Raw genomic sequence first — 312 nt, forward strand, 5'->3', positions numbered from 1 at the left:
TACGCACTATGAGGGGCTACCATGGTGGTCAGACGTCCATCAGCAAACGTTTTATAGTTTCTAGAAAATTGCTCTGCTTCCCTCAGGTTCATTTTCTGCTCTTCCTCGGTACCAAAGCTAAATATTGTATACGAAAAAGGACCACGAAACCCGGGTTCTCCAACTGCATGTATAACATCACCTGAATCTATGCCATTTGGATTGAACATATCAGAGAACGTCGTAGTCCCTGATTTAAACATCTCCAAAATACCTAGCTTAGCACTAACAGAAGCAATTTCTGTCGTAAACTGTGTTTCCATCGGCCATATT

The 312-nt window shown here is 42.0% G+C and carries 1 protein-coding gene; it reads right to left on the minus strand.

Features of this window, described 5'->3' with window-relative positions; translation table 11 throughout:
• On the minus strand, window positions 1-312 hold a 312-nt coding region (locus JKP73_RS22465; RefSeq protein WP_200412015.1), incomplete at both ends, for an amidohydrolase family protein.

This window comes from Virgibacillus salexigens, from assembly GCF_014905415.1.
GTDB classification, from domain to species: domain Bacteria; phylum Bacillota; class Bacilli; order Bacillales; family Amphibacillaceae; genus Virgibacillus; species Virgibacillus salexigens.